The organism is Kitasatospora arboriphila, assembly GCF_039528095.1.
Lineage (GTDB): Bacteria > Actinomycetota > Actinomycetes > Streptomycetales > Streptomycetaceae > Kitasatospora > Kitasatospora arboriphila.
This window is the reverse complement of the sequence record NZ_BAAALD010000005.1, coordinates 126606-147638: the sequence shown is the minus strand read 5'-3', so window position 1 is coordinate 147638 and position 21033 is coordinate 126606. Positions and strand designations below refer to the sequence as shown.

General features: G+C 74.1%; 20 protein-coding genes. 11 read left to right on the top strand and 9 right to left on the bottom strand.

Annotation, left to right across the window (positions count from 1 at the left end; all coding sequences use genetic code 11):
* Window positions 1–355 precede the first annotated feature (355 nt).
* The 5 genes from purS (at window position 356) to ABD353_RS04650 (ending at window position 6282) form a co-directional block, all read left to right on the top strand.
* The gene (purS, locus tag ABD353_RS04670; protein ID WP_199922992.1) at window positions 356–616 is read left to right on the top strand and encodes a phosphoribosylformylglycinamidine synthase subunit PurS; all 261 of its coding nucleotides are present in this window, start codon (window positions 356–358) and stop codon (window positions 614–616) included.
* On the top strand, window positions 613–1290 hold the full coding sequence (gene purQ / locus ABD353_RS04665) for a phosphoribosylformylglycinamidine synthase subunit PurQ (protein ID WP_344622166.1): 678 nt from the start codon (window positions 613–615) through the stop codon (window positions 1288–1290). Before purS ends, purQ begins: the two co-directional genes overlap by 4 nt.
* Complete coding sequence (gene purL, locus ABD353_RS04660) at window positions 1290–3545, top strand: phosphoribosylformylglycinamidine synthase subunit PurL (RefSeq protein ID WP_344622165.1); 2256 nt, start codon at window positions 1290–1292, stop codon at window positions 3543–3545. The genes purQ and purL overlap by 1 nt, the downstream gene beginning before the upstream one ends.
* A 68-nt stretch (window positions 3546–3613) precedes the next feature.
* Window positions 3614–4423 carry a maleylpyruvate isomerase family mycothiol-dependent enzyme gene (locus ABD353_RS04655; RefSeq protein ID WP_344622164.1) on the top strand — a complete coding sequence of 270 codons (810 nt, stop codon included), beginning with the start codon at window positions 3614–3616 and terminating at the stop codon, window positions 4421–4423.
* A gap of 107 nt (window positions 4424–4530) precedes the next feature.
* Window positions 4531–6282, top strand: coding sequence for a WD40 repeat domain-containing protein (locus tag ABD353_RS04650; RefSeq protein ID WP_344622163.1), 1752 nt, complete (start codon window positions 4531–4533; stop codon window positions 6280–6282).
* 110 nt (window positions 6283–6392) lie between these two features.
* Here the strand turns inward: ABD353_RS04650 and ABD353_RS04645 are convergent, their stop codons facing one another.
* The 4 genes from ABD353_RS04645 to ABD353_RS04630 form a co-directional block, all read right to left on the bottom strand.
* Entirely contained in the window at window positions 6393–7265 is an 873-nt protein-coding gene (locus tag ABD353_RS04645) for a DUF3152 domain-containing protein (protein WP_344622162.1), read from the bottom strand.
* Window positions 7266–7480: 215 nt separating this feature from the next.
* Complete coding sequence (locus ABD353_RS04640; RefSeq protein WP_344622161.1) at window positions 7481–8056, bottom strand: hypothetical protein; 576 nt, start codon at window positions 8054–8056, stop codon at window positions 7481–7483.
* A 151-nt stretch (window positions 8057–8207) separates the two neighbouring features.
* Window positions 8208–8621: a DUF3151 domain-containing protein gene (locus ABD353_RS04635; protein WP_263104466.1), complete on the bottom strand. Its 414-nt coding sequence runs from the start codon at window positions 8619–8621 to the stop codon at window positions 8208–8210.
* Window positions 8622–8749: 128 nt separating this feature from the next.
* Window positions 8750–9202 (bottom strand): MoaF-related domain-containing protein, encoded by a 453-nt coding sequence (locus ABD353_RS04630; RefSeq protein ID WP_344622160.1) that lies wholly within the window; start codon window positions 9200–9202, stop codon window positions 8750–8752.
* Between the two features lie 410 nt (window positions 9203–9612).
* Between ABD353_RS04630 and ABD353_RS04625 the strand changes: the two genes are divergently transcribed.
* Both ABD353_RS04625 and ABD353_RS04620 read left to right on the top strand, forming a co-directional pair.
* Complete coding sequence (locus ABD353_RS04625; protein WP_344622159.1) at window positions 9613–11244, top strand: class I adenylate-forming enzyme family protein; 1632 nt, start codon at window positions 9613–9615, stop codon at window positions 11242–11244.
* Window positions 11241–11621, top strand: a complete 381-nt coding sequence (locus ABD353_RS04620) for a hypothetical protein (protein WP_344622158.1) — start codon at window positions 11241–11243, stop codon at window positions 11619–11621. The genes ABD353_RS04625 and ABD353_RS04620 overlap by 4 nt, the downstream gene beginning before the upstream one ends.
* Before the next feature lie 52 nt (window positions 11622–11673).
* Here the strand turns inward: ABD353_RS04620 and ABD353_RS04615 are convergent, their stop codons facing one another.
* Window positions 11674–12840: an acyl-CoA dehydrogenase family protein gene (locus ABD353_RS04615; protein WP_344622157.1), complete on the bottom strand. Its 1167-nt coding sequence runs from the start codon at window positions 12838–12840 to the stop codon at window positions 11674–11676.
* A gap of 313 nt (window positions 12841–13153) precedes the next feature.
* Here ABD353_RS04615 and ABD353_RS04610 point away from each other — a divergent pair, with 313 nt between their 5' ends.
* The 3 genes from ABD353_RS04610 (at window position 13154) to ABD353_RS04600 (ending at window position 15572) form a co-directional block, all read left to right on the top strand.
* Complete coding sequence (locus ABD353_RS04610; RefSeq protein WP_344622156.1) at window positions 13154–13804, top strand: ScbR family autoregulator-binding transcription factor; 651 nt, start codon at window positions 13154–13156, stop codon at window positions 13802–13804.
* A 211-nt stretch (window positions 13805–14015) separates the two neighbouring features.
* Complete coding sequence (locus tag ABD353_RS04605) at window positions 14016–15038, top strand: ScbA/BarX family gamma-butyrolactone biosynthesis protein (protein WP_344622155.1); 1023 nt, start codon at window positions 14016–14018, stop codon at window positions 15036–15038.
* A gap of 60 nt (window positions 15039–15098) precedes the next feature.
* Entirely contained in the window at window positions 15099–15572 is a 474-nt protein-coding gene (locus ABD353_RS04600; RefSeq protein ID WP_344622154.1) for a LysR family transcriptional regulator, read from the top strand.
* On the opposite strand, the gene ABD353_RS04595 is transcribed toward ABD353_RS04600, so the two are convergent.
* The 4 genes from ABD353_RS04595 to ABD353_RS04580 form a co-directional block, all read right to left on the bottom strand.
* Window positions 15473–16066, bottom strand: coding sequence for a TetR family transcriptional regulator (locus ABD353_RS04595; protein ID WP_344622153.1), 594 nt, complete (start codon window positions 16064–16066; stop codon window positions 15473–15475). The genes ABD353_RS04600 and ABD353_RS04595 overlap by 100 nt on opposite strands.
* 182 nt (window positions 16067–16248) lie before the next feature.
* On the bottom strand, window positions 16249–17916 hold the full coding sequence (locus tag ABD353_RS04590; protein WP_344622152.1) for an AMP-binding protein: 1668 nt from the start codon (window positions 17914–17916) through the stop codon (window positions 16249–16251).
* Window positions 17913–18695 (bottom strand): class I SAM-dependent methyltransferase, encoded by a 783-nt coding sequence (locus ABD353_RS04585; protein ID WP_344622151.1) that lies wholly within the window; start codon window positions 18693–18695, stop codon window positions 17913–17915. The genes ABD353_RS04590 and ABD353_RS04585 overlap by 4 nt, the downstream gene beginning before the upstream one ends.
* A 185-nt stretch (window positions 18696–18880) precedes the next feature.
* The gene (locus tag ABD353_RS04580) at window positions 18881–19636 is read right to left on the bottom strand and encodes a helix-turn-helix domain-containing protein (RefSeq protein ID WP_344622150.1); all 756 of its coding nucleotides are present in this window, start codon (window positions 19634–19636) and stop codon (window positions 18881–18883) included.
* Between the two features lie 303 nt (window positions 19637–19939).
* On the opposite strand from ABD353_RS04580, the gene gap reads away from it, so the two are divergent.
* Entirely contained in the window at window positions 19940–20947 is a 1008-nt protein-coding gene (gap, locus tag ABD353_RS04575) for a type I glyceraldehyde-3-phosphate dehydrogenase (protein WP_344622149.1), read from the top strand.
* Window positions 20948–21033 lie beyond the last annotated feature (86 nt).

Below are 21033 nucleotides of genomic sequence, written 5' to 3'. Positions count from 1 at the left end.
AATGACAGCCGATGGCTGCCGCCGGTCGCCCTATTCTGCACCCAAAGAGGCTGGAAATCGAAGGCCTCGGCATTCCTTTTTTCCGGATATTCACGAGGCTTCACGAGGGTGCCGGATAGTCGGGGATAGTCGTGGTCGACATGTCCGGTGTGCCGGTATTCGGGTGTTCTCGGCCCGGCCGGCCGGGGCGCCATTGAATCCGGAGAAAGGGGGCGTGCGGGGGCGGCTCGAACGTGCGGAGCCCTTGCGGCGTAAGGGGCGTTTGTCTACGCGCGTCACCAGGACCGACCCGCCGGGAGGCCCGAAATGCCAGGTAGTCTGAAGGTCCCCCGCCTTCACGCAATCACCACCGGGAGTGCCAGTGGCACGCGTCGTAGTCGACGTCATGCTCAAGCCGGAGATCCTCGACCCGCAGGGACAGGCGGTGCAGCGCGCACTGCCGCGTCTCGGCTTCGCCGGGATCGCCGACGTCCGCCAGGGCAAGCGTTTCGAACTGGAGCTGGAAGGGCCGGTGGACGACGCCGCGCTGGCCCGCATCCGCGAGGCCGCCGAGACGTTTCTCGCCAACACCGTGATCGAGGACTTCACCGTCCGCGTCGAGGGAGAGGCGAAGTGACCACACGCGTCGGCGTCGTCACTTTCCCCGGCTCGCTCGACGACCGCGACGCCCAGCGCGCGGTGCGCCTCGCCGGCGCCGAGCCGGTGGCCCTCTGGCACCGGGACAAGGACCTGCACCAGGTCGACGCCGTCGTCCTGCCGGGCGGATTCTCGTACGGCGACTATCTGCGCTGCGGGGCCATCTCCCGCTTCTCGCCGGTCATGGACACCATCATCGAGCAGGCCCGGCAGGGAATGCCCGTCCTCGGTATCTGCAACGGCTTCCAGGTGCTGTGCGAATCGCACCTGCTGCCCGGTGCGCTCACCCGCAACGACTCGCTGCACTTCGTCTGCCGCGACCAGAAGCTGCGCATCGAGAACGCCGACACGGCGTGGACGTCCGATTACAGCAGCGGCCAGGAAATCGTCGTGCCGCTGAAGAACGGCGAGGGCCGCTTCGTCGCCGACGAGCACGTCCTGGACGAACTCGAGGCGGAGGGCCGGGTCGTGGCCCGTTACCTCGACGTCAATCCGAACGGTTCGTACCGCGACATCGCCGGCATCGCCAACGCGGCGGGCAACGTCGTCGGCCTGATGCCGCACCCGGAGCACGCCGTGGAGCCGCTCACCGGCCCGACCACCGAGGGCCTGGGCTTCTTCACTTCCGTCCTGAAGCAGCTGGTGAACGCCTGATGAGCCTCGACACCGTCAAGAACGCCGAGCAGACCCCGGACGCCGCCCAGCCCTGGGCCGAGCTCGGCCTCAAGGAGGACGAGTACGCGCGCATCCGGGAGATCCTCGGCCGCCGTCCGACCGGCGCCGAACTCGCGATGTACTCCGTCATGTGGTCGGAGCACTGTTCGTACAAGAGCTCCAAGGTCCACCTCAAGCAGTTCGGCGAGAAGGCCCCGGAGAACGACGCGATGCTCGTCGGCATCGGCGAGAACGCCGGCGTCGTCGACGTCGGCCAGGGCTACGCGGTCACCTTCAAGGTCGAGTCGCACAACCACCCGTCGTACATCGAGCCCTACCAGGGCGCGGCCACCGGCATCGGCGGCATCGTCCGCGACATCCTCGCGATGGGCGCCCGCCCGGTCGCGGTGATGGACCCGCTGCGCTTCGGTGCGGCCGACCACCCGGACACCCGCCGGGTGCTGCCCGGCATCGTCGCGGGCATCGGCGGCTACGGCAACTGCCTGGGCCTGCCGAACATCGGCGGCGAGGTCGTCTTCGACTCCTGCTACCAGGGCAACCCGCTGGTCAACGCGCTCTGCGTCGGCGTCATGAAGCACGAGGACATCCACCTCGCCAAGGCCTCCGGCCCCGGCAACCGGGTCATCCTCTACGGCGCCCGCACCGGCGGCGACGGCATCGGCGGCGTCTCCGTGCTCGCCTCGGAGACCTTCGACGCGACCGGCCCGGCCAAGCGCCCCGCCGTCCAGGTCGGCGACCCCTTCCAGGAGAAGCTGCTCATCGAGTGCACCCTGGAGATCTTCAAGGAGGACCTGGTCGCGGGCATCCAGGACCTCGGCGGCGCCGGCCTGTCCTGCGCCACCTCGGAGCTGGCCTCGGCCGGCACCGGCGGCATGCGGATCGAGCTGGACACCGTGCCGCTGCGCGACAACACGCTCTCGCCGGAGGAGATCCTCATGAGCGAGTCGCAGGAGCGCATGTGCGCGATCGTCGAGCCGGCCAAGGTCGACCGCTTCCTGGAGATCTGCGAGAAGTGGGACGTCATCGCCACCGTGATCGGTGAGGTGACCGACGGCGAGCGCCTGGAGATCTTCTGGCACGGCGAGCAGGTCGTGGACGTGCCCCCGCGCACCGTCGCCCACGAGGGCCCGACCTACCACCGCCCCTTCGCCCGCCCGGACTGGCAGGACGCGCTGCAGGCCGACGCCCCCACCGCCGAGCGGCTCGCCCGCCCGGCGGACGGCGCCGGGCTCAAGGACGCCCTGCTCAAGGTCGCCGGCTCGCCGAACCAGGCCTCCAAGGCGTGGATCACCGACCAGTACGACCGCTACGTGCTCGGCAACACCGTGCTCTCGGTGGGCGAGGACTCCGGCATGATCCGGATCGACGAGGAGACCAACCTCGGCGTCTCGGTCGCCACCGACGGCAACGGCCGCTACGCCAAGCTGGACCCGTACACCGGCGCCCAGCTGGCCCTGGCCGAGGCGTACCGCAACGTCGCGGCCGGCGGTGCCAAGCCGCTCGCCGTCTCCGACTGCCTCAACTTCGGCTCCCCCGAGGACCCGGACGTGATGTGGCAGTTCGCCGAGGCGACCCGCGGCCTCGCCGACGCCTGCCAGGTGCTCGGCACCCCGGTCACCGGCGGCAACGTCTCGCTGTACAACCAGACCGGCGACGTCGCCATCCACCCGACCCCGGTGGTCGCGGTGCTCGGCGTCATCGACGACGTCACCCGCCGCACCCCGATCGGCTTCGGCGAGCAGGGCCAGCTGCTGTACCTGCTCGGCGACACCGAGGACGAGCTCGGCGGCTCGGCCTGGACCCAGGTCGTGCACGGCCACCTCGGCGGCCTGCCGCCCAAGGTCGACCTGGAGCGCGAGCGGCTGCTCGGCGAGATCCTCATCGCGGCCTCCCGCGACGGCATGATCGACGCCGCGCACGACCTCGCCGACGGCGGCCTCGGCCAGGCGCTGGTGGAGAGCTGCCTCAAGGGCGGCAACGGCGCCCGCGTCGTCGTCCCGGAGGGCACGGACCCGTTCGTGTTCCTGTTCTCCGAGTCGGCCGGCCGCGCGGTGGTCTCCGTGCCGCGCAGCGAGGAGGTCCGGTTCAACGACATGTGCGGTGCCCGCGGCCTGCCGGTCGCCCGGATCGGTGTCGTCGACGGCGACGCCCTGGAGGTCCAGGGCCAGTTCACCGTCACGCTGGCGGAGCTGAAGGACGCCCACACCGGCGTCATCGAGGCCCTGCTCGCCTGACGGATGCGCACGTCCCGAGGGGCGGCCGGCTCTGCGGAGCGGGCCGCCCCTCGGCGTACGCTGCCGGTATGCCGACGAAGACCCGCACGTACGACCCGGCCAAGGTGCGCGCCGCGCTCGCCGGGCAGACCGAGGCGCTGCGCGGCGCCGTCCGCGGCCTGACCGCCGCCCAGCTGGACCTGCCGACCCGCCTCGGCGACTGGCGGGTACGGGAGTTGGTGTCGCACCTGGGCATGGTGGTCAGCTGGGTGCCGGCCCACCTGGACGAGCCGCTGCCGGATGCCGCGGCGATCACGCCGCTGGACTGGGCACGGAAGACCCGTACCGCGGCCGCCACCATCAACGACATCGCCGAGGAGCTCGCGGCCGGCCCGTTCGCGGGCACGCCCGCCGAGGTGGCCGCCGAGTTCGACCGCCGCTGCGACGAACTGCTCGCCGTGCTGGCCGGCCCGGCCGCGGCGGAGACCGGGCGGCTGATCGGGATGCGCTTCGGCCCGATGCCGCTGGCAGACTTCCTGGTCACCCGGCTGGTGGAGACCGTGGTGCACGCCGACGACCTCGCGGACGCCCTCGGCACCGCCTTCCCGCACGACCGGCAGGCGGTGGCCGCGGCGACCCGGCTGCTCGCCGACGCCTTCGCCGACCAGGTGCCGGGCGGCGCCGTCGAATTGCGGATCCCGCCGTACGCGGTGGTGCAGGCCGTCGAGGGCCCCCGGCACACCCGCGGCACCCCGCCGAACGTCGTCGAGACCGACCCGCTCACCTGGATCCGGCTGGCCACCGGCCGGCGCGCCTGGCCGGACGCGGTCGAGGCGGCCGAGGTGCACGCCGGCGGGGAGCGCAGCGACCTCCGCGGCTGGCTGCCCGTCCTGGGCTGACGCCCGCCGCTGCGGCCGCGGCGGCGCCGCAGCGGGGTGACGGACCCTCGGGGTGTCGGTGCTCAGTAAGCTCATGGGTCGTTCACCGGGCTACGAGGGGACCAGGCATGAGTGACGGTGCGCGTCGGATACCGCCGCTGAGGGCGGGCCGCAAGCCGGCCGGACGGGCGCTGCTGGGCTGGCTGGCCGACCCCCGCGCGCCGCGGCTGTGCCGGGTCGCCGGCTCGCCCGGGGCGGGCAAGACCCACCTGCTGACCTGGTTCGGCGAGGCCTGCACCGGGGAGCGGCTGCCCGAGCCGCAGCGGGTGCACGCGGTGCTCGACGGCGAGCGGCTCACCGTCGACAGTGCGCTCTGGCTGCTCGGCCGCCGCCTCGGCCACCTGGTGCACAGCCCGGGGGAGCTGATCACCGCCCTGGCCGACGAGGGCCGGCCGGTGGTGGTCTGCGTCCCGGACCTGGGCCGTGCGGTGCACCCCTCGCACCTGGTGGCTGGGCTGCTGCGGCCGCTCGCCGAGTCCGAGCTGGTGCGGCTGGTCGTGGAGGCGCCCGACGGCGGCGCGGCGGCCGCGGCCTTCGGCACGGCCGTCGCGGAGGCCGCCGTCCTGGACCTCGACCGGCCGGAGTGGACCGACCCGGCCCGGTTCGCCGCCTGGGCGGCCTCGGTCGGCGGCGACCCGGCCGCCTACCCCGGCCCCGGGGCGGCCGACGGCAGCGCCGGGCGGCCGGCGGAGACCGCGGCCGAGCTGATCGCCCGGGTGCCGCGCCATCCCGACGGCCGGCCCGACCTCGGTGCCGCCGACGAGGCGCTGCTCGGCGACCTGTGGACGGCCGCCGCCAAGGACGGCTCCGCCTCCGGACTGCTCGCCGACGCCCAACTCCTCACCCGTGCGCGGCCGGTGGCGGTCACCGCGGCCATGGACTTCGTCAACGGTCCCGTCCCGGACGCCTGGACGGCGGCCGGCCCGGCCCTGGTCGGCGAGGACGACCCGGCCGTCCGTGCCGCGGTGCTGCGCACCCGTCTGATCGGCATGGACGACACCGCGGCCGACCGGCTCGCCGAGGTGCCCACGCCCTGGCGGGCGGAGTGGGCGATGTGGCCGGGCTCCTCGAAGGGCTGGCCCGGCCCGGTGGCAGGTCTGGCGGTGGGCACCGGCGGCTACGCCGGGCAGCTGCTGCTGGCGGATCCGGGCGGCGTGGTGCGCACCGTGGACACCTCGTCCGGGCGGCCGCTGGCCCGGGTCGCCCTGCCGGACGCCCGGCCGCTGCGCGGGCTGGCGGCGGCCCCGGACGGCACCGTGCTGCTGCTGGACGCGGAGGGGACCGCGGCCGTGCTGCCGGAGCCGGCCGGGCAGCCGGCGGGCGGGGCCGCCGCCGAGCAGGCGCTGCACGCCCTGCAGGCCGCCGTCCGCGGCGAGTTGAGCGCCCTCGCCACCACCGGCCCGCAGGGGCTGCCGGCGGTGGCCGACGACACCGGCTCGGTCCACCGCTGCCGGCCGAACGGCGGTACGGACGCCGAGAAGCTGCACGAGGGCCCGGTGACCGCGCTCGCCGGCACCGCCGGACTGCTGCTCAGCGGAGGCTTCGACGGGGCGGTGCGGCGCTGGGACGCGGCCGCGGACGGTCCGGAGGCCGAACCGGTCGACCGCCGCGGCAGCCAGGTCACCGCCGTGGCGGCGGTCGACACCCCGGCCGGGCCGGCGACGGCCGCGGCGTGGGCGGACGGTCTCGTACGGCTCCGCCGGCCGGGCGCGGACGGCCCGGTCGACCTGCGGCTGGGCTCGCAGGTCTGGGCGCTGGCGCTCACCGCCGAGCTGCTGGTGGCCGGCACCGGGGAGGGCGTCGCGGCGATCCGCTGCTGACGGCCCGCCACTGCCGGTACGGCGTCCGCGGCACCGGTCCGGGGGCGCCGGCCGGGCAGTACCGAGCGGCCGGGAGCACCGAGCGGCCGGGCGGCGCGGGACGCCGGGTGCTACGGAACGGCCGGCCCGCTGATGTAGGTGCCGTCCGCGGTGTAGGGCCAGGCGTTGGCGACGCAGCCGTTGAGGCCGTAGATCTGCTGCATCATGGCGGGGGCGGGCTTGCCCTTGCCCGGGCAGCCCTCGTGGCCGTGGCCGATCCGGTGCCCGACCTCGTGGTTGACGATGAGCGCCCGGTAGTCGTCCAGGGAGCCGCTGAACTGCGGCGAACCGGTCAGCCAGCGCTTGGAGTTGACGACCACCTGCTTGCCGACGTCGCAGTTGACCTCGCCCTTGGTGTCCAGGCCGGCCGAGCCGCAGATCCGGTCGACGGTGTCGGGCGAGGCGACCTTCACGGTGAAGTCGTAGACGCCGTCGGAGACCAGCTTGAAGCCGTTCTTGCCGTCGGTCGTCCAGCTGCGCCTGTCGCCGAGGATCGTCTGGACCTGCTGGGCGGCGGCCTGCGGGTCGATGCCTATGCCGTCCTCCACCTCGACCCGGTAGCGCCGGATCAGGCCCTTGCCGACCGCATCGCCCTTGGAGGTGGCGACGGTGAAGGTGCCCTTGCCCTTCTCGGTGACGGCGGTCGGGCTCGGGGTGGGGCTGGGCGTGGGCTTCGGGGCCGGGGCCGGTGACTCGGTCTTCTTGACGGCCGGAGCGGCGCTGCTGGCCAGCGGCGGGATCGGCCGGGCCTGGGCGGTGGGGCCGCCGGCCCCGGTGTCCTTGGCGCCGCCGAGCACCATGAAGGCGGTGCCGCCCAGCACGGTCAGTGAGCAGAGCAGGCCGACGCCGAAGACGGTGCGCCGCCGTGCCCGGCGCCGCCGCTGCTGTCGGGCGCGGCGTCGGCTGGGCGCGGGTGCGTTCCTGGTGGCGGAGGCTGCTCGCACGAGGTGCTTTCTGGTCGGCGACGGGGCGTGACGGACCGTCATGGTGTTGCAGGATCGATACCGTCGATCCACCCTCGCACGCAACCGGCCCGCATGTCCACATACTCGGTATGCATCGGCCGCCCGGTGCGGGTCGCGTCCGGGCTGACGCCACGACTGGAGACGCGCCGCGCCCCGGGTCGGTTGCGGGCGCGGCTCGCCCCGCCGCGGCGGCGTCAGCGCAGGTGGAAGGAGCGGGCGGGCCGGCCGGTGCCGGGGGCGAGGTCGACCAGGTGGACCTCGCCGCCGACGGTGACGCGCAGCCGGTCCGGGCCGTCCCACGCGACGGAGGTCAGCCCGGCCGACGGATCGTCACTGGTGAACTCCCCGAGGTGCCAGCGCCGTTCGACGAGCCCGGTGGCGTCGTCGACGTAGACCCGGCTCAGCGTGTCGACCCAGTCCGGCGCCTCCTCGACCACCAGCACGCGGTCGGGGCGCCCGGGCGCGGCCTGCCGGAGGGTCACCTCGCCGTTCCAGAAGAACCCGAGGAACTGCGCGGCCGGCAGGACGGCGGCCAGCGCCGCGCCCACCAGGGCGGTCTCGGCCCGGACGAGCGGGGAGCGCGTCCGCCGCACCAGCGCGGCGGTGAACAGCACGATCGCGGCGGTGCCCAGCACCACCGGGTGGTCGCAGATCCGGGCCAGCAGCAAGGGGCCGCCCGAGCGCCCCGCCCACAGGCCGGTGCCCAGCACGGCGAGGGCCGCCGCGCCGGCCAGGACGAGGGGCCGTGCCCCGCGCAGGTGCTCCGCCATGCCGATCCCGCCCTCACTGCCGCGTCCGGCCGTCCCGGTGCCGGCGCAGAGTCTGCCGGATCGGCGGGCGGGCCGTGCGACGGGGCCCGGGGGTGCGCGGGAAGTCCGCGGGCGGCCGTGGCGGCCGCCCGCGGAGTGTCGCGGCGGGCGGTCAGCCCAGCATGTCGGCGGCGGTCGGCGAGCTGTCGCGCAGGAACTGGGCGCAGCGCTCGGCCTCGTCCTTCTCCTCGATGGCGGCGGCCGCCCGGCCCAGGGCGTGCAGGGCGCGCAGGAAGCCGCGGTTCGGCTCGTGCTCCCACGGCACCGGGCCGTGGCCCTTCCAGCCGCTGCGGCGCAGCGCGTCGAGGCCGCGGTGGTAGCCGGTGCGGGCGTAGGCGTAGGACTCGACGACGCGGCCGGCGGCGTAGGCGTCGTCGGCCAGCTGCGCCCAGGCGAGCGAGGACGTCGGGAACTTCGCCGCGACCTCGGCGGGCGAGGCGCCCTGAGCCAGCGCCTCCAGCGGGCCGGGCTCGGCCGGGAGGTGGGTCGGCGGCGGACCGCCGAGCAGGTTCTCGTGAATGCTCATGGGCTCCAGTCAACCACTGCCGGGCGGCGTGCCCGGGTACCGCAGGGAGGGGCGGTACCCGGGCACGGCCGGGGCGCGGCGCCGGAAGGGGGTCGGGCGCGGCGCGCCGGGTGCGGGCCGGAAGGGGGTCAGGCCACGCAGCTCATGGTGGCGCTGTGCAGCTGGCCGAGGCGGGTGCCGGTGGCCGTGGCGAAGGTGAAGTACACCTTCACGGTGTTGTTGTTGAAGTTCATGACGTGGCTGACGGTGACGCCGTTGGGCTCGACCCAGTTGGTGAAGTAGAGGCCCCAGCCGACCTGGGCGGTGGCCAGGGCGGCGTCGAAGGTCTCGCCGACGCCGGTGCCGGCGACGGTCTCGGAGTGCAGCGAGGTGCCGTCCGCGGAGTAGGTGTTCTTGTAGACGTTCCCGTTGTCGACCGTGATCAGGTAGGTCTTGCCGGCGAACGGGGGCAGGCTGGTGCGGGCGGCGGAGGCCGTCGCGGCCGCGGTGCCGTCGTCGGCGGAGGCCTGTCCGGCGACGAGGGTGGCGCCGCCTGCGGAGAGGGCGAGGGCGGCGGCGAGGGCGACGAAACGGCGCTTCATGGGGCTGTTCCTTCCACGGTGGGACGGCTGGCGGGGCGCGGTGGGACGGTGCCCGGCCGAAGCTACCGACCGGCCGGACGGGGGTGTTGCCGGTCCGCGCACCGGGCGTCGTGGATCCGCGCACGTCGGTCGTGTCCGCAGGTGGGGGCGGTGGTGGCGGGGTGGGACGGGGGTCGGCCGGGGGTGCCGGCGGGCCGCACATCGGTCCTGCCGATGGCTATTGATACCTTCGGGAAGGTTTGTTTCTATCGGGTGGGTGTCCCGACGCGTGCCCGCGCATTCGGCGGCGACCGCGTGCAGCGAAGAAGAGCCCGACCTTCCCCAGCGAGACCGCCGGGCAGGTGTTCCGGCGCCCCAACCGATGGATGAACCAGAAGGGCCAACTCCAGCCCACTGGAACGGAGTTCGAGATGATCAAGCTGCAAGACGCCCTGCGGCACGCCGCTGAACGCCCGGACCACGTCGCACTGGTGGACGGCGGACGCCGGATCACCTGGAGCGAACTGGCCGACGAGATAGCCAAGGTGGCCGGCGGCCTGGCCGCGGTGCTGCCCGGGGGACGGCCGGCCCGCGCCGCCTTCCTCTGCTGCAACGGCTGGGAGCTGGTCGTCACCATGGCCGCCTTCGAGACGCTGGGCGTGTCCGTCACCGGCCTCGACTTCGAGGCCACCCCGGAGGCGACCGCGGACGCCCTGGCGCAGCTCCGCCCGACCGTCGTGGTCAGCAGCAAGCTGCACCGCCCGCTGCTCATCGCCGCCGGCTGGGCCGACCGCGAGGGCGTGCTGCAGGTCCACCTGCACGGCGTGGGCGAGGAGCTGGCCGCGCCCGAGCCGGTCGTCCCGGACCCGCAGGCCGGCGAGCCGGTGCACTACTCGACGCTGGCCGCCGCGCAGACCGCCGTGACCGCGCAGATCTCCCAACCCTACGAGCACTTCGCGGTGAGCTACGACGTCGCCGGGAACCCGCGGCTGGTGGTCCGCCGCCGCTCCTTCGAGGCCCGCCGGCTCGCCGAACTGGTCGACGAGTTCGCCTTCGACGAGGACGACACCTACCTGGTGACCGTCCCGATGTACCACGCGTCGAGCCCGGGCTGGGCGCGGGTGTTCTTCGCGCTGGGCGGCACCGTGGTGCTGGGCCCGTACCACGACCTCGCCGAGATGTGCCGGCTGATCACCGACGAGGGCGTCACCGCCACCCTGATGGTGCCGCCGGTGCTCTCCCGGCTGCTCGCCCACCCGGCCTCCGCCGAGCTGCGGCAGACCTCCCGGCTGCGCTTCCTGCTCACCGGCGGCCAGCACCTCAACCGCTGGATCGTCAACGAGGCCTGGGACCGCTTCGGCCCCGTCCTGCACCACTACTACGGCTCCACCGAGACCGGGCTGGTCACCCTGCTCGGCCCGGACGAGCTGGCGCTGTCGCCCTGCCGCTCCGGCCGCGCGATGCCGGGCATCGGCATCGCCGTGCTGGACGCCGAGCACCGACCGCTGCCGCCCGGCGCGCGCGGCCGGGTCGCCGTCGCGAGCTACCAGCTCATGGACGCCTACGGGGACGCCCCCGCGCCCTCCGTGCTGGTCGACCTGAGCGACGGCCAGGGCCCGCGGCCCTTCCTGCTCACCGGCGACGACGGCGTCATCGACTACGAGGGCCGGCTGGAACTCACCGGCCGGACCAGCGGCGCGGTGCGGGCCCGGGCCGACGGCGACCACGACTCCGCCTTCTTCGGGCTGGAGACCGAGCTGCTCGACCAGCCGGCCGTCCGCGACCTGGCCGTGCTGCGGGTCACCGTGCCGGACCACGGCCCCGTGCTCGCGGTGCCCTTCGTCCCGGTCGCCCGGGACCTGGAGGCGTCCGCCTACCGGGCGGTCAGCGCGGTCTGCGCCCGCCGGGTGCCGTGGATCTCCGCGCACGTGATCGCGGTCGACGCCATCCCGTACAGCCCCACCGGCACCATCCGCACCGGCGAGCTGCTCACCGAGATCATGCCGCTGGTCAACCTCTACATCCACCTGGACAAGCAGTCAGCTACGGAGATCCCCGCATGACCACGCCGGTTCCGCCGCACACCTCCGACGACCAGCTGGACGAGGCCGACCTCGGCACCCGGCTGCTCTCCCTCGAACGGGCGCTCACCGAGCTGCCCGCGGCCCGCCAGACCGCCGTCCTGATCGGCGAACTCCCGGACCACGGCGACGTGCTGCTGGTGGCCTTCGTGCCGGCCGACGCCGAGCGCGAGGAGTCCACCCAGCGCGCCGCCCGGGCCGCCTGCGCCCGGCTCGTCCCGGCGCTGCCCGCGCTGGTGATCCCGGTCGACGACATCCCGTACACCCTGGACGGCGAGCTGCGCGGGCAGCAGCTCTTCGACGAGATGCTGCCGCAGATCGCCCGCGACCTGCTGCTGCCCAAGGAGATGTCGGCCTGAGCCGGACTCCCCGGTGCCGGTCGCGCCCCGGCGCCCGGGCCGCACCCCTGCCTCAGCCGGCGTACGCGGCCAGGCCCGTCCGGGTGTACTCGGCGGCCGCCGCCTCCCAGCTGAGCGCGCCGTGGGCGGCCAGCGTGTGGACGTCCCGCCAGGCCCGCTGGAGCGCCGAGTCCTCCCACTGGGCGGCCACCCCGCCGGCCCGGAAGAGCCGCTCCACCGCGGAGACGGTGAGTTCCACCGCCAGCGCGGTGTCCCGCAGGTTGCGGCCCACCGCGCGGTCGCCGACGGCCCCGGCGTCCGCCCGCGTCGCGGCGTCCGCCAGCAGCGAGGCCGCGATGTCGATCTCGGCCGAGGCCCGCGCCATCACCTCGCAGCGGGCCGGGCTGACGGCCGGACCGCCCGGACCGTGGGTGTCCGCCAGCGGCGCCGCCCAGGCCTTCAGTGCGCCGCGCGCCGCCCCCACGGCGGGCGCGGCGAAGGCGAGCCCCGCCACCAGCCGCGGCGGCACGCCGTGGCAGCGGGCCCGGTCCGGGGCCGCGGAGGCCCGGACGAGGTCCATGAAGGCCAGACAGCGGTGCGCCGGCACGGCCAGGGGTTCGGCCACGCTGACGTCGTGGCTGCCGGTGCCCCGCAGCCCGTTGCTGTGCCAGGTGTCGTGGACCGTCACCGCCTCCCGGGGGACGGCCACGATCAGGAAGTCGCCCGGCAGGGCCGCCGGGTCGGGCAGCGCGAGCAGCACCCACGCCGCGTTCCGGACCCCGCTGACGCACCGCCAGCGGCCGGTGACCAGCACCCCGCCGTCGGCCGTCCGCTCCAGCCGGCCGGTCGGCGGCACGAGCGCGGCCGCGATCGGGACGTCCGGGGAGGCCCCCCAGATCTCCTGCTGGCCGGCCTCGGGCAGGAAGGCGGCCAGCCGCCCGTGGGCCGCCTGCAGGGCGGCGCACCAGGCGGTCGAGGTACAGCCCTCCGCCAACGAGGCGGTCGCCGCGACGAGTTCGGTGAAGCTGCCCTCCGCGCCTCCCCAGCGGCGCGGGACGAAGTGGCGGGCGAAGCCGGAGCCGGCCAGCCGCTCGGCCAGCGCGGCGTCGAGGCCGCGCAGCCGGTCGGTCTCGGCGGCCCGGCCGAAGGCGGTCGGGCGGAGCGCGTCCGCGGCCGACGTGAGTGACCCGGGCAGCCCGGTGGTCCGGGCCGTGGTGCAGGGATCGTCCAGAATGCTCAACGTTGTCTCCCCCTGTCGTGGACTGGCGTCACGTGCCGGGACGACGCCGGCCGCCGGCAGGGCCGGGGCACCCGTTGCCCGTTCGGTTAGCGGCGCAGCGGGCGGGGACGTCGTCGTCGACGAGGACAGCGTGGCCGACCGGAACCGGTCGCGGAAGGCGGCCGCAGCCACGGGGTGCGGATGCGGGCGTTCCGGAGCACGGGTACGTGGCCGGCTGCCGTCGTACCGCAGAATATTTGGAACATACCTTCGTGACGTTATGATTCGCGCGAAACTCCGGCACGACCGTGCCGGCACCCCTGGAGGTTGAGCCATGGCGGCCAGCGGGAATCCGGTCAGCGGCACCAGCAGGAGCCGGGGAACGGCAGCAGGTCGGAGCGCTCCGGCCCTGAAACAGGCGCGGGCGCTGCGCACCCGGGCGACGGTCCTGGAGGCCGCCGCCGCACTCTTCGCCCGCAAGGGCTTCAAAGTCGTCACCATGCAGGAGATCGCCGAGGAGGCCGGTGCCACCAAGGGCGCCGTGTACTTCCACTTCCCCAACAAGGAGGCGCTCGCGGCCGAACTGGTCGGCAGCTTCTACGCGGCCGCGCCGAAGACCACCTCGGCCCTGGCCGACCCGGACCTCAAGCCGCTGGAGACCGTCCGCCGGCTGACCATGGAGACGGCGCGCAGGCTCCGCGACGACGCGGTGGCGCAGGCGGCCGTCCGGCTGCAGACCGAGCGCATGGTCACCGACGCCGAACTGCCGCTGCCCTTCATCGACTACATCGCCGTCTACACCCTGCTGCTGGAGCGGGCCAAGGAGGCGGGCGAGCTCCCGGCGGACGCCTCCGCGGCGTCGCTGGCGCGGACGATCGTCGCCTCGTTCTTCGGCGTCCAGCACGTGTCGTGGATCCTGAACGACCGCGCCGACGTGGTCGCGCGGGTCGAGGAGCTGCTGGACCTGATCCTGCCGGGGAGCTGACCGCCCCGCGCACCCCGATTCCGGCGGGGGGATCGGCTCCGCGCAGTTCTGCGCGGAGCCGATGCCCCCGCTTTTCCCTTGTGGCGAAAGGGACTTGGGGGAGGGTCAAAGCTTGGCAACATACCTTCCCGGAGGTATATTTTCTTTCGGTCCCAGCGTCGGACCCTGGCCAGTGCCCTGTCGTTCACAGCCCCGTGGGGGAAGGCTCGCGATGGACACCTTTGCACCAGATCAGCTGACCCATCCGACGGCCGGACTGCTGCCGCGGCAGCGGAGCGCCGCAGATCTCGACTTCCATCGAACGGTGTCGCGCAAACTGGTCCACAAGGCCGCGGTCTCCGAGGTGTTCCTCACCGATTCGGCCAGAGCCACTGCGGACAGCTACCTGCTGGCCGCCCAGTGGCCCCGCGACCACGCGGTCTTCCAGCCCGGACCGGGCGGCACCGCGGACAGCATGGTCATCATCGAGACGGTCCGCCAGGCCACCATGTTCACGTTCCACGAGTACTACGGCGTGCCGCTCGAACTGCCCTTCGTCGCCAAGAGCTTCGACTTCGAGCTGACGGACGACCAGGCCGCGCGCGGCTCCGTCGGGGCGCCGCAGGAGGTCACCCTCGACCTGGTGGTCGACATGCCCGCCGAGCGCCGGGCCGGCCGCCGGATGCCCTTCCGGACGCACACCGTCGTCCACGCCGGCGCCGGGCGCCCCTGCGCCCGGGTGACCATCGGCGGCGAGATCCTCGACCCGGCGCTCTACCGGCGGCTGCGGGCCGCCCGCCCGGCCGAGCCCGGCTTCCCGGCCGAGGACGGCGGCGCGGTCGCCGCCACCCCGGCCCAGGTGGGACGGCGGCGCCCCGACGACGTGGTGCTGCTCGCCGCGCAGCCGGGCGACGACGCCCGCTGGCGGCTGCGGGTGGACCAGGGCCACCCCACCTTCTTCGACCACGGATCCGACCACGTCCAGGCGGTGCTGCTGCTCGAGGCCCTGCGCCAGAGCGGGCTGCTCGCCGACGGCCCGGCCCGGGGCGCCTCCGCCGAGGTGCTCACCGGCCTGCGGGTCGAGTTCCACGCGTACGGCGAGTTCGGCACACCGATCCTGCTCGACGCCCGGGCCACGGGCGGCGAGCCCGGCACCCGGACCGTACGCGCCACGGCGGCCCAGGCGGGCCGTCCGATCGCCCAGGCGGACCTCGTGTTCCGCCCGGCCGCCCTGCCCGGCGGCCCCACGTCCTGACGGACCGCCGGGTGCGTCCGTGCACCGCCGTGCCCGCCGGCCCGCTCCGAAGGAGTCCTGATGGAACTTCAGCATCTGCGTTCGTTCCTCGAGGTGTCGAGCGAGATGAGCTTCACCCGGGCCGCCAAGAAGCTGAACTACGCGCAGTCCAGCGTGACCGCGCAGATCCAGCACCTCGAGGCCTCGCTCGGCGCCGTGCTGTTCGACCGGCGCGGCCGGCGGATCGCACTGACCGAGAGCGGCCTGCGGCTGCGCCCGGTGGCGGAGCGCATCGTCGCGCTGGCCGATCTCGCCCACCGCGAGGTGGCCGGCGTGGCGGACCGGCCGTCCGGCCGGGCCGAGCGCCCGGTCGCCGAGGCGGCCGGACAGGCCCTGGGGCGGGCCGCCGTGCCCCGCCGGGCGGGGGTCAGGCTGCCCGCCCAGCGGGGGCGCCTTCAGCTCACCCAGCGGGCGCCCAGGGCGGGCAGCAGCACGTCCCAGGACGACCTGACCCGGGTGATCAGATCCAACTCCTCGCGCACCGACCCCAGATAGTGCGCGCCGAAGATCACGGTGGTCATCAACTGCGCCACCGGCTCCGGCGGGTAGTCGGAGTCCATCTCGCCCTGCTGCTGCGCCTGGACGACCAGGCGCAGCAGCGTGCGTTCCACGTCCGACACGAAGGCCGGCGTCCGCTTGGAGGACTGGGCCTCCTCGAGCAGCAGCCGCAGGGCCGCGTTGACCCGGATGTCGCGGTGCAGCCGGGCGACCAGCGCGCAGGTCACGTTCTTCAGGGTCGCCACCGGTGAGTCCGGGCTGTCGCCGACCCCGTCCTCGATCAACTTCCATGCGTCGTCAAGGTGTTGGACGAGCGCTGCGGCCAGTTCCTCCTTGGAGGCGAAGTGGCCGTACAGGGCTCCCTTGGTGACGCCGGTGCTCTGCGCCACATGGCCGAGGTTGGTGTTGGCGTAGCCGTGGGCGGCGAACTCCCTCGCTGCGGCGTCCAGTACCGCCTCGTACGTCCTCCGGGCCCGCTCCTGTTGTGCCATCGGCTTCCTTCCGTTCAACCACGTTGCCCGTGAACTCACGTACCGCAGTTCATGGTTCGAAGGCAAACCCTTCTTCCGGACCCCCGTCTATCGTCCATTCCCTCTCCATAAACACACGAGCGGCCCTCGGTCTGCCGGGTTGTCCGGACCAAGGGCCGCTCGGTGCGTGCCGCGGCGGGGTGTCAGGCCCCGGTGCCCGGTCCGCCGGCGGTGCCGGCCTCGTGGCGCTTGCGCAGCTCGGCGCGGCGGAGCTTGCCGATGCCGGTCTTCGGCACGTCCTCGCGGGCGAGGGTGACGACCCCGCCCAGGCGCACCCCGTACCGCTCGGTGACCAGGTCGCGGATCCGGCGGTCGGCCTCGTCGGTGCCGGTGCCGCCGCGCGGGTGGTAGAAGACCACCAGCTCCTCCTCGCCGCCGGCCGCGGTGCACGGCGAGACGATGGTGAAGGAGGGCTCCACGAAGGGGAGTTCCTCGACCAGCGCCTCGATCTCGTGACCGTGGTACTCGGCGCCGTTGAGGGTGATCAGGTCGTCCACCCGGCCGGTGACGGTGAGGATGCCGTCCTCGATCACGGCCAGGTCGCCGGAGCGGAACCAGCCGTCCCCGGTGAACGACCTGGCGTTCTGCTCCGGGTTCTCGTAGTAGCCGGAGAACACCGGGTCGCCGGTCACCTGGAGGCGGCCGACGGTGCCGGCCGGCAGCAGGGCGTCGTGCTCGTCCACGACGCGCAGCCGGACGCCCGGGTGCGGCCGGCCGACCGGGACGAACCGCTCGTCGCCCGTGGTGTCCGGGTCGAAGACGAAGTCGACGATGCCGGCCGAGGTCTCCGACATGCCCCAGCCGGGGTGCATCGAGGTGCGCGGCAGGCCGAACGGGGCCAGCAGGTCGAGGAAGCGCCGGATCACCCGGGCCTTGACCGACTCGCCGCCGTTCATGATGTAGCGCAGGCTGCGCAGGTCCCAGTCCCGGCCGGCGATCTCCTCGGCGCGGTCGTTGACCAGGCCGAAGGCGAAGTTGGGCGCCCAGGTGGTGTCGCAGCCGTGCCGGGAGATCTGCTCGAACCAGCGGGTCGGGTCGTCCAGGATCCACTCGGTGCGGGCGTGCACCTGGGTGCAGCCGAGCAGCACGTCGCGGGCGTGGAACATGACCAGGCCGCCGATGTGGTCGAGTGGCATCCAGTTGAACGAGCGGCTGGTCACGTCCAGCCGGCGGACCTGCGCGGTGGCCGTGGAGCGGGCCAGCACGTTGCGGTGGGTCAGCGCGACGGCCTTCGGCACGCCGGTGCTGCCGGAGGTCAGCAGCAGGACGGCCAGGTCGTCGGCGCGGGCCGGGTGCAGCTCCTCGGCCGGGGCGTGGCCGCGCAGCTCGCCGGTGCGGCCGAGCCAGCGGCCGGCCTCGGTCATCGCCCGGCCGGCCGGGGCGCCGTCGTCGCCGACGACCACCCAGGGGTTGTCGTAGCCGGCCCAGATCCACTCCAGCTGCTGGGCGGCGGCCTCGGGGGCGTCGGTGCGGCCCGGCGGCACCGGGATCGGCACCAGGCCGCCGAGGACGGTGGCCCAGAACGCGGCCAGCAGGTCGGACTCCTCGCGGATCTGCAGCAGCACCCGGTCGCCGGGGCGGGCGCCGCCCGCGCGCAGACCGGTGAGGATCCGCCGGGCGCCGTCCAGCAGCTCGGGGTAGCCGAGCACGGTGTCGGAGCCGTCCGCGCGGACGAGGTGGATCCGGCCGGCGTCGGGCCGGGCGGCGGCGCGCTGCAGGGCCTCGCCGAGGTTGCAGACCGGGAGGTCGGGGGCCGGGCCGCCGTCGAGGACGGCGTCCGGCAGGGTGCGGGTGTCGGCGGGCGCGGTCATGCGGCGGCCTCCTCGCCGGTCGCGGTGGCACGGGCGACGAACAGCAGCGGGCCGCGGCCGATCCGCGGGCCGGGCTCCTTGCGGAAGCCGCCGTACTCGGCGACCACCTCGAAGCCGGCGTCCACCAGCAGGTCGCGGACCTCGGGGGCGGTGAAGACGGTCTGGTCGAAGAAGTTGGCGTACATCGAGACGGTGCCGTCGCCGTCCCGGGCGATGATCGTCTCCTCGTTGCGCCAGACCGCGCGGTGGGCGTGCACGGACTGCCGGGCGAGCCGGGTGACGAGCAGGCCGTCGCCCTGGTGGTGGGCGATGATGTTCGGCTGGTAGCCGTCCACGAAGTTCAGCAGGTGGCCGATGTCCACCACGACGTGGCCGCCGGGGGCGAGCCAGCCGCGGACGGACTCCAGCAGCTGCCGCAGTTCGCCGCGGTCCAGCTGGTTGAGGGTGCTGAACAGGCTGTACACCAGGTCGAAGCGCCGGTCGGTGCGGTACTCCTCGGCCCGGGTGTGCACGTACTCGACGGCGGCGGAGCCGGGCTCCGGGGCCTTCGAGGCGGCGTACCCGGTGAAGGCGGCGCTCTGGTCGAGGCCCGTCCCGGGGTGGCCCAGGGCGGCCAGGGCCCGCAGGTTGGCGCCGGTGGCGCTGCCGATGTCGAGCACCGACCCGCCGGGCGGCAGGTACGAGGCGAGGAACTCGGTCTCGGCGGCGAGGTCGCGGAAATCCTTGCGGATCACCTCGTAGAACTCGCCCGGGTATTCGAAGCTGGACAGGCTGGACAAGGAGGAGGGCCTTTCGCTCGGGACCGGCGGGCGCCGGTCGTCCCGGGCCGTCCGGTCGGTGCCGGACGGCCCGGCGGGCGGCGTGGTTCGGGCGGTGCGGGACGGCGGTGCGGGCGGTGCGGCGACACCGGCCGGGCGGCCCGGCGGACGGCGTCGGGTCGGGCCTCCCGGCGGGCGGCGCCGGGTCAGGCGGCGTCGGTCAGGCGTGCGTGGTCGCGGCGGTACTCGCGCGGCGAGATGCCGTAGCGGTCGCGGAACAGCCGGCTGAAGTGCGAGGCGCCGTACAGGCCGGAGCGCTCGCCGATCATCGCGATGGTGAGGTGCGCCAGCCGCGGGTCGCGCAGCTCGGCGCAGCAGCGGTGCAGCCGCTCGTCGCGGATCCAGCTGGCCGGGCTCTGGCCGTGCTCCTGGAAGAGCTTCTGCAGGTAGCGCAGCGAGATGTGGTGGTGCTGCGCGAGCATCTCCGGCTTCAGCTCGGGGTCGGCGAGCCGGCTGCGGGCGAAGTGCTTGATCCGCTGCAGCATGGCGCGGCGGGCGAGGCCGGAGCTGCGGGCCGGGCGGGGCGAGTCCTGGTCGCGGTCCATGTAGTCGGCGCACGCCTGGGCGACCAGCCCGGTGATGCCGCGGGCCAGTAGTTCGGCGGTGCGGTCGGAGGGCAGTGCGCCCTGGTCGGCGAGCTGGCGCAGCAGCTCGGGGACGGCGAGCGGGTCGGACAGCGGACAGCTCACCCGCAGGTAGGCCTCGCCCCCGCGGGTGCGGTGCTGGGAGACCCGGACGTCGTCGCCGTATTCCGGGGCGGTGCCCTCGACGACGGTGATCCGGACCCTGCCGAGGCTGACCTCGCTCACGTTCTCCACCACCGGCTGCACGGGCGGCTCCGGCGCCCGGCGCGGTGCCGTTCCGTACTCGGTGTGCCCGTTCTCGGTAGGCATTGCATCCATGGCTCCCCCGCGAGGACTTGAGGCCGCGTCAGCCGGTACCCGGTCCGCCCCGGGAGGGCGGACTCCTCCATCATGGAAACATACCTTCTGGAAGGTATGCGGTTTTCATCGGCAGCAGTGATGCCCGGCCCGCTGTGAAGCGCTCCGGCCGGATCGTGCGCGGCCACACAACAACCCGTGCGCGTTCAGACAAGTCGCCCGGCCGGGCCCCGCCTAGCGTCGGCGGTACAGATCAGTGCCGGGCGCGCGGATCACCGGCGCTGCGCGCGTCCCCCTGTGCACCCACCCAGAAGGGGCCCACCCGTGGCAATCAAGGTAGGCATCAACGGATTCGGCCGGATCGGCCGGAGTTTCCTCCGCGCCGCACTTGAGCAGAACGCCGACATCGAGATCGTGGCGGTCAACGACCTCACCGACGCGGCGACCCTGGCCCACCTCCTGAAGTACGACACCACGCTCGGCAAGCTGCCGGTGCCCGTGACGGCGGGCCAGGGCGAGATCGTCGTCGACGGCCGCAGCATCCGCGTCACCGCCGAGCGCAACCCGGCCGACCTGCCCTGGGCGGAGCTGGGCGTCGACGTGGTCGTGGAGTCCACCGGCGTCTTCACCGACGCCGAGAAGGCCAAGGCGCACCTCGCGGCCGGGGCCCGCAAGGTCATCATCTCGGCCCCGGCCACCAACCAGGACCTCACCATCGCGATCGGCATCAACGACGCGGAGTACGACGAGGACGTCCACAGCGTGGTCTCCAACGCCTCGTGCACCACCAACTGCCTCGCCCCGCTGGCGAAGGTCCTCAACGACGGCCTGGGCATCGAGCAGGGCCTGATGACCACCGTGCACGCCTACACCCAGGACCAGAACCTGCAGGACGGCCCGCACAAGGACCTCCGCCGGGCCCGTGCAGCGGCCGGCAACATCGTGCCGACCAGCACCGGCGCCGCCAAGGCCATCGGCCAGGTGCTGCCCGAGCTCAACGGCAAGCTCGACGGCTACGCGCTGCGCGTCCCGGTCGTCGTCGGATCGGTCACCGACCTGACCGTCACCGTCGCCCGCGACACCACCGTCGAGGAGGTCAACGCGCTGTTCGCGAAGGCCGCCGAGGGCGCGCTGGCCGGCGTCCTGCGCTACACCGACGAGCCGCTGGTCTCCAACGACATCGTCACCGACCCGGCGTCCTGCATCTTCGACTCCGGGCTCACCAAGGTCATCAACAACCGCACCGTCAAGGTCGCCGGCTGGTACGACAACGAGTGGGGCTTCTCCAACCGCGTCGTCGACACCGTCCTGCTGATCGGCAAGCACGCCTGACCGGCGCCGCCGACCGCACACGCGGGCCGGGCACCCGGGGCGAACCCCGGGCGCCCGGCCCGCGCCCGTGAACCGAGCGGGCGACC

Bases quoted from the DNA above. Each gene is read 5' to 3' on its own strand.
- ABD353_RS04600 (WP_344622154.1), top strand. From the start codon at position 15,099: ATGGAACTTCAGCATCTGCGTTCGTTCCTCGAGGTGTCGAGCGAGATG.
- ABD353_RS04610 (WP_344622156.1), top strand. From the start codon at position 13,154: ATGGCGGCCAGCGGGAATCCGGTCAGCGGCACCAGCAGGAGCCGGGGA.
- ABD353_RS04635 (WP_263104466.1), bottom strand. From the start codon at position 8,621: ATGAGCATTCACGAGAACCTGCTCGGCGGTCCGCCGCCGACCCACCTC.
- ABD353_RS04625 (WP_344622159.1), top strand. From the start codon at position 9,613: ATGATCAAGCTGCAAGACGCCCTGCGGCACGCCGCTGAACGCCCGGAC.
- ABD353_RS04620 (WP_344622158.1), top strand. From the start codon at position 11,241: ATGACCACGCCGGTTCCGCCGCACACCTCCGACGACCAGCTGGACGAG.
- ABD353_RS04580 (WP_344622150.1), bottom strand. From the start codon at position 19,636: ATGGATGCAATGCCTACCGAGAACGGGCACACCGAGTACGGAACGGCA.
- purL (WP_344622165.1), top strand. From the start codon at position 1,290: ATGAGCCTCGACACCGTCAAGAACGCCGAGCAGACCCCGGACGCCGCC.
- ABD353_RS04590 (WP_344622152.1), bottom strand. From the start codon at position 17,916: ATGACCGCGCCCGCCGACACCCGCACCCTGCCGGACGCCGTCCTCGAC.
- ABD353_RS04650 (WP_344622163.1), top strand. From the start codon at position 4,531: ATGAGTGACGGTGCGCGTCGGATACCGCCGCTGAGGGCGGGCCGCAAG.
- ABD353_RS04655 (WP_344622164.1), top strand. From the start codon at position 3,614: ATGCCGACGAAGACCCGCACGTACGACCCGGCCAAGGTGCGCGCCGCG.
- ABD353_RS04640 (WP_344622161.1), bottom strand. From the start codon at position 8,056: ATGGCGGAGCACCTGCGCGGGGCACGGCCCCTCGTCCTGGCCGGCGCG.
- ABD353_RS04605 (WP_344622155.1), top strand. From the start codon at position 14,016: ATGGACACCTTTGCACCAGATCAGCTGACCCATCCGACGGCCGGACTG.
- ABD353_RS04595 (WP_344622153.1), bottom strand. From the start codon at position 16,066: ATGGCACAACAGGAGCGGGCCCGGAGGACGTACGAGGCGGTACTGGAC.
- ABD353_RS04630 (WP_344622160.1), bottom strand. From the start codon at position 9,202: ATGAAGCGCCGTTTCGTCGCCCTCGCCGCCGCCCTCGCCCTCTCCGCA.